This window comes from Streptomyces sp. NPDC127190, assembly GCF_042672505.1.
GTDB lineage: Bacteria > Actinomycetota > Actinomycetes > Streptomycetales > Streptomycetaceae > Streptomyces.
Window position 1 is genome coordinate 43,989 of record NZ_JBHXVE010000043.1, and the last position, 5,796, is coordinate 49,784.

The window sequence follows — 5,796 nt, forward strand, 5'->3', positions numbered from 1 at the left end:
GCCGGCGGCGCCGCGCCCGAGCGCCCCGCCGCGCCCGCCCCGCCCGCGCCCCCCCCCCCCCCCCCGGCGGCTGGAGGGATCCTAGGCGGGCCGGGTGAGCCGCTCGAGGACCTCGACGGCCCGCTCGGCGCTCTCGTGCGGGACGAACAGGTGGTCGTGGTGGAAGGCCGCGACCACGTTGCAGCTGATCCCCGCGTCGGCCAGCGCCCGCGCGACGGCTGCCGTGAGCCCCACCGCGGCGAGGGAGGAGTGGATGCGCAGGGTGATCCACCCGGCGACGTAGTCGTAGGGCAGACCGCTGCGGTCCGCCTCCTCCTTGCGGGCGACGATCGTCAGCCCCTCGTCCTCGACGGCCGTCACCACCGGTACGACTCCCTCGGGCACGACATGGTCGGCGACGGTGCTGAACACGTATGCGCCACTGTGCAGTTCGGGCCGCATGCCAGTCAGCAGGGCGCGCAGGTCGGTCTCTCCGGACATGGGCATTCTCCATCGGTTACAGAAGGTGTGAATGTGCGATTGCGGGGACGGGCGCCCGCACACGCCGTGAACTGATGTCGCCGCAGGCGTGCGGGGACAGGCGGATGGCCGCAGATGGCGGCGATCGGGCTAAAGGTGCGGGCAGGACAGCGCCGTTCCAGCAATAGGACGCGGCGCGGCAGTCATGGGAATCGTGAGGAGGCCGACCATCTACGAGGGACGGCAGGGCGAAGCAGGGACATGCTGTGATGCGCGCCGTCTTTGCTCGGCCGGGTACGGCTGCGCGCTCGTCCGGGGCGGAGACACGATTGATCCGCCGCCGGGATTGTACCCCGCTCCGCCGCCCGAGCTTGGGCGGGCCCTGCGCAATTCTGGGTTGTGGCGTCGGGGGCGGAGCTCAGGCGAACGTCAGGTAGGCGCGGGTGAAGCGTTCCAGTGGGTCGCCGTCGAGGTGTCCGGGCCATCGGGTCGCAAACCCCTTGGTGGCGTGCAGAGCGGCTGCGGCTTCCTCTCATCGCGCCGCTTTGACGAGGGCGTACGCCAGAACGTTGAGGTCGGCCAGAGCGGCTGCGTGGGCGAGGACGCCTTTTCGGGCCGGGCGGGGCGCGGCAAGCAACTGGACATGGCGCTGCAGCTGGTCGATGCGCTCAGCTCCGACTGGGAACGGTCCCGCTATCACGACACCTACCAGGAGAAGGTCCGTGAGCTGGTCACGGCCAAGGCCGAGGGGCAGGAGATCGCGGCGGCAGTCAGCCCGTCCGGGATCTCGTCATCAGCGACTCGGAAGGCCCCTTGCACGGCTGGCGAGCCAGACGGCGGCACGCTGCTTTTCCTCGCGGTTTGCATAGGGGCTGTCGTAACGCGTGATCCACTCCAGGTGTCGCAGGACGTTCTCCGAGCGGTCCGGGTGATGCACCACGAGGACGTTGATGCCGGTCTCGCCCGTCGAGCGCAGACGTACACGCTGCCGTCCAGAGCCATCATGCCGAAGCCCGGGTGGCCCGAGTGCACGCCCAGGAACGCCGATGCCGCGCCTCGGCCCATGATGTCCCGGCGATCCAGCAGCCGGACGCGGGTCCAGAGTGCCGGTGCATGGCTGCCGCTGTGCATTTGCTGCAGGGCGGCCAGGTGCGAACGGGTGCCCTGCGGAAGCTGCACGAGGAACTCGCGCCGGTGGTCAAAAAGGCCCGAGGAGACCGCAAGGTCGTACCAGTCCGCATTGAGGCGCTCAACCAGCCGCGAGGTGTCGTATCGGTGCGAGAAGCCTCCGGCCACGTCCTCCGCACCGTATCCGCGGACGAACGGCATCGTGCCCGATGGCACAGCGTTGGGGATCACCTCGAGGCCAGCCCGTCGCAGAGGCCGACAGACCTTGCGGTCACGTTCCTGAATACCCATCGACCCATGTTCTATCAGGGCCAACAACCCCCGGGCCCGCCGTTTTCCTCCACCTCCACGTGACCGGCCGGACAGCTCCTAGGACCGGGTCACTCGCTGCGGCCTCGTGAGCAACCCGGCGGACGGCCTGATGGACCGCGAGCAGGGCCCACAGTTCTTGCCGCACGGCTTCGGGATGGCCCCCCGGAGGCCGAGATGGTTCTTGATCTCGTCGAAGGCCAGCTCGATCTCCCAGCGGTGTCGGTAGAGGGGAATCAGCTCCTCCGCCGGGTACTGCTCGGTGTCGAGCAGGGACGTGCCCAGGTGCGCGACCTTGTCGTCTTTGGTGAAGGTAATGACGCGGTAGGTCGTCTCTTTCGGCAGGACCCGGCCTTCGCGGGCGGCCCGCAGGGCGATAGGAATTTCCCTGCTGCATAAGCCCCGGCTGCGCTCCGCTCCGCCGGGCGCGCTTCCCGGCTCCGCTGCGGGCGCCGCTCCTGACTTCGGCCCGCTCCGCCCGCGCTGCGTCGACGCGCGCCCACTGGTGGATAGGGCCGGTGCCAGGGAGTTCGTGACACCAAAGACTTGAGCGGAACAACATGCAGTTGCATTACAGGAATGTCGTTGCCGCCGCTGCTCCTGTCCCAGTCCTCGTTCGTCAGCTGCCTTGGGTGGTGGCAGCCTGGAAGGTGTGGAGTCCGGGCATGGAGTGGCCGGTGTGCGGCAGGTGTGGCAGTCGAGTCATGCGCTGCTGGTGATCCCGATCGTGCTCATCGTGGTGATCACAGTGGTGGACCAGTTGGTCCCGGCGGACATCCATCTGGGTCCGCTGCTGGTCATCGCTCCTGCGATCACGGCCTCGTTCGCCGGCCCATGGCTGACCGGGCTGATCGGGTTCCTGACCGTGGCGGCGCAGTCGTACATCGGCTGGCACTTCGGCGTGCTGACCTCGCGTAACGTGCTGGTACAGATACTCGCTCTGGCAGTGCTGTCAGCGGTGATCGTGTTTTTTTGCGTGGTGCGTGAGCGGTCCCGACGGCAGCTGGCCCAGGTGCGATCGGTCGCAGAGGCCGCGCAGCACGTCCTGTTGTGGCCGCTGCCGGAGCGGATCGGTCCCCTGCGGATCGCCTGTCTGTACCTGGCCGCCGAGGACGAGGCGCAGATCGGGGGTGACCTCTACGCGGCCACCCGCGTCATCGGTGGTGTGCGCATCATGATCGGCGACGTGCGCGGCAAGGGGCTGTCCGCCATCGGCGAGGCCGCCCTCCTGCTCGGAGCCTTCCGCGAAGCCGCACACCAGCACACCTCCCTGCCCGATCTGGCCGCTGCCCTGGGACGGAGCGTCACCCGCTACCTGGCCGACTTCGAGCCAGCCGAGGAGGCCGGCGAACGCTTCGCCACCGCCTTGCTGCTGGAACTCCCCGACGACGACCCCATCACCCGCATCGTCAGCTGCGGGCACCCCCCGCCCCTGGTGCTCAGCCCTAACAGTTCCCTCACCGTGCCCAGCCTGCACCCCGCGCCACCGCTGGGGATCGGCGAGCTGGGGACAGAGGACTACAAGATCGATGTACTCGCCTTCGAGCCCGGTGACACACTCCTGCTCTATACCGATGGCGTCATCGAAGCTCGCGACGCCGACGGAGACTTCTACCCCTTCGAGACACGGGCCGCCCAGTGGACGGAGACCGGCCCGGAATCGCTGTTGCACCACATCCGGCGCGACCTGCTTACCCACACCCGTGGACGCCTTGACGACGACGCGGCTCTCGTCGCGCTCCGCCGCGAGCCCGACACCGCCCGACACCGCCATCACGGACGCGTCACCCACACGAGCAGGTTCGGCGCAAGCTTCTGAACAGCGACCATGCCGTGGCCGTGGCGCAACGCGTGGTCTACCCCGAGCAGGGGCCTGGCTCGGTCGGGTACCTGAACAAGGTGAAGGCCCGCTCGTGGTCGAAGGTCCTGACCGAGGGAGTCCGGCTCCGAACCATCACTTTCCGAGGGACCGGCCCGGGAAAACCTTGCGATGCAGTCGCGGTGCTCGCGGCTGATCCGAGGGCCATCGACCACATGCTTTCCCCACGGCCCATCGGACTGCCCCCCAGTCTTCCTGCGAAGCCACTGACCTCGGCCTCCCGAGCTGGTACTCGCGCTCGCGAGGGCATTCCTTTTCTCGCGGACAGTACGGGGAACGGCTACCAGCGGGCCGTGTCAACGGTTCCTGAATTTTGACCCCCGGGGAGCCCGGAACATTGACCCCCAGTGGGTTGATCAGTCGCGGCGCGCGCGGTTCTCCTTGGCGAGGAGTTCGCGTCGCCGGCAGGTGCGGTAGGAGTCGCCGGTGAGGGTGAGGACCTTGGCGTGGTGGACCAAGCGGCCGATCATCGCGGCGGCCACGAGGTCGTCGGAGAAGGTCTCTCCCCAGCGCCCGAAGGGCAGGTTCGAGGTCACCATGACAGAGCCCTGCTCGTAGCGGGACGCGATGAGCTGGAGGAACAGGTTCGCCGCGTCCTGATCGAACGTGATGTAGGCCACCTCGTCAATGGTGATCAGCTTGTAACGGCGGATCTTCTTCAACTCGGCTTCGAGCCGGCCAGCCTGGTGGGCCAGCGTGGCCCGGCCTCGTCCAGACGGGAGCCAACCACATCGCCTTCACCGAGCCCGGCAACACCCCTCGGCGAGACGGGACAACCACCCTGGCGAGCGACGTCGTACCAACCATCAGGCGACCTGTGGCTGAAGCCGCCAGTGGCAAGCGGCGGCCGCAGACTTCCGTGGTGGGCTGGCCACAGGCCCTGTCGCCAGTCTTTGAAACATGGCCCTCAGCCAGTTCCTGAAAACGGACCCCTCTGATCATCCTGCGCGGCTCTATCGCGGCTCACAGCCGCGCAGGATGGACGCGATCAGGTCGTCCAGGCCGTGCTCGGCCAACTCCGGAGGCAGTACGCCGCTGACCGTCAGGCCGGCGTATCCGTGCAGCGCCGCGAAGACCGGTAGCGCAACACGTTCCAGCTGCCCCTCGCGCACTTCGCCCCGGCGTTGCCCGTCGCCGATCAGCTCCAGGAGTTGCTCGGACCACCGGTGGGCGGTCGCGCCCACCGCCTCCGACGCCTCCGGGCTGTGCTTGACCGAGAACATCAGGTCGAGCAGTGCGGCGTTGGCCACGGCGAAGCCCACGTAGGCGCGGGCCGCAGCATCCAGCCGGTCGGCGAACGCCTCACCAGCGCCTTCCTGCGAGGCTGCGATGGCCTCGGCGAGTCGCTCGAACCCGGTCAGCGCCAGGGCGTCCAGCAGTGCCTGCTTGGACTTGAAGTGCCGACTGGGCGCGGCGGGGCTCACCCCGAGCTCGCGGGCCAGCTCCCGCAGGGAGAGTGCGCCCGATCCCTTCTCGCGCAACGTCCGCTCGGCCCGTGCGAGGAGCGCGGCGGGGAGGTCTCCGTGGTGGTAGGGGCGGTTCGTCATGCTCCCAGCCTAGCCGGGTGTGAGCGACGCCCACATTGTTAATGTTGCATACATTGTGAGCAGTGCATACATTGGGGTCATGGCAAACACCACGCACACCCAGCCCTGGAACACCACCGACATCCCCGACCAGACCGGCCGCACCGCCGTCGTGACCGGCGCCAACAGCGGCCTCGGTCTCGCCACCGCCACGGCCCTGGCCGGCGCGGGCGCGCACGTCGTCCTCGCCGTACGGGACACCAAGCGCGGCGAGACCGCAGCCCAGGCCGTGAACGGCAGCGTCGAGGTCCGCCGGCTCGACCTGGCCGACCTCGCCTCCGTGCGCGAGTTCGCCGCCGACTGGCACGGTGACCTGGACCTGCTCATCAACAACGCCGGAGTCATGAACGTCCCCGAGGGCCGCACCAAGGACGGCTTCGAGACGCAGTTCGGCACCAACTACCTGGGGCACTTCGCCCTGACCAACCTGCTGCT

The 5,796-nt window shown here is 68.5% G+C and carries 8 protein-coding genes and 1 riboswitch; of the genes, 3 read left to right on the top strand and 5 right to left on the bottom strand.

Annotated elements, in window-relative coordinates; all coding sequences use genetic code 11:
- Window positions 1-81 precede the first annotated feature (81 nt).
- The 3 genes from ACFVIU_RS37265 to ACFVIU_RS37275 form a co-directional block, all read right to left on the bottom strand.
- A complete protein-coding gene (locus ACFVIU_RS37265) occupies window positions 82-480 on the bottom strand; it encodes an ACT domain-containing protein (RefSeq protein ID WP_385848101.1) in 399 nt (132 codons plus the stop codon).
- A 249-nt stretch (window positions 481-729) separates the two neighbouring features.
- Window positions 730-801: riboswitch (guanidine-III (ykkC-III) riboswitch) on the bottom strand.
- Window positions 802-1,164: 363 nt separating this feature from the next.
- A complete protein-coding gene (locus ACFVIU_RS37270; RefSeq protein ID WP_385848103.1) occupies window positions 1,165-1,878 on the bottom strand; it encodes a hypothetical protein in 714 nt (237 codons plus the stop codon).
- 78 nt (window positions 1,879-1,956) lie between these two features.
- On the bottom strand, window positions 1,957-2,181 hold the full coding sequence (locus ACFVIU_RS37275) for a transposase (protein WP_385848113.1): 225 nt from the start codon (window positions 2,179-2,181) through the stop codon (window positions 1,957-1,959).
- On the opposite strand from ACFVIU_RS37275, the gene ACFVIU_RS37280 reads away from it, so the two are divergent.
- Window positions 2,074-2,295, top strand: a complete 222-nt coding sequence (locus ACFVIU_RS37280) for a hypothetical protein (protein ID WP_385848104.1) — start codon at window positions 2,074-2,076, stop codon at window positions 2,293-2,295. The two genes, ACFVIU_RS37275 and ACFVIU_RS37280, sit on opposite strands and share 108 nt — an antisense overlap.
- Window positions 2,296-2,575: 280 nt before the next feature.
- Window positions 2,576-3,715: a PP2C family protein-serine/threonine phosphatase gene (locus ACFVIU_RS37285; RefSeq protein ID WP_385848105.1), complete on the top strand. Its 1,140-nt coding sequence runs from the start codon at window positions 2,576-2,578 to the stop codon at window positions 3,713-3,715.
- A 416-nt stretch (window positions 3,716-4,131) separates the two neighbouring features.
- Here ACFVIU_RS37285 and ACFVIU_RS37290 read toward each other — a convergent pair whose 3' ends face one another.
- Window positions 4,132-4,470, bottom strand: a complete 339-nt coding sequence (locus ACFVIU_RS37290) for an ATP-binding protein (protein WP_385848115.1) — start codon at window positions 4,468-4,470, stop codon at window positions 4,132-4,134.
- Between the two features lie 258 nt (window positions 4,471-4,728).
- Entirely contained in the window at window positions 4,729-5,322 is a 594-nt protein-coding gene (locus ACFVIU_RS37295; protein WP_385848107.1) for a TetR/AcrR family transcriptional regulator, read from the bottom strand.
- A gap of 79 nt (window positions 5,323-5,401) precedes the next feature.
- On the opposite strand from ACFVIU_RS37295, the gene ACFVIU_RS37300 reads away from it, so the two are divergent.
- Window positions 5,402-5,796 (top strand): SDR family NAD(P)-dependent oxidoreductase (locus ACFVIU_RS37300; RefSeq protein WP_385848109.1); only part of this gene is annotated, 395 nt, incomplete at its 3' end.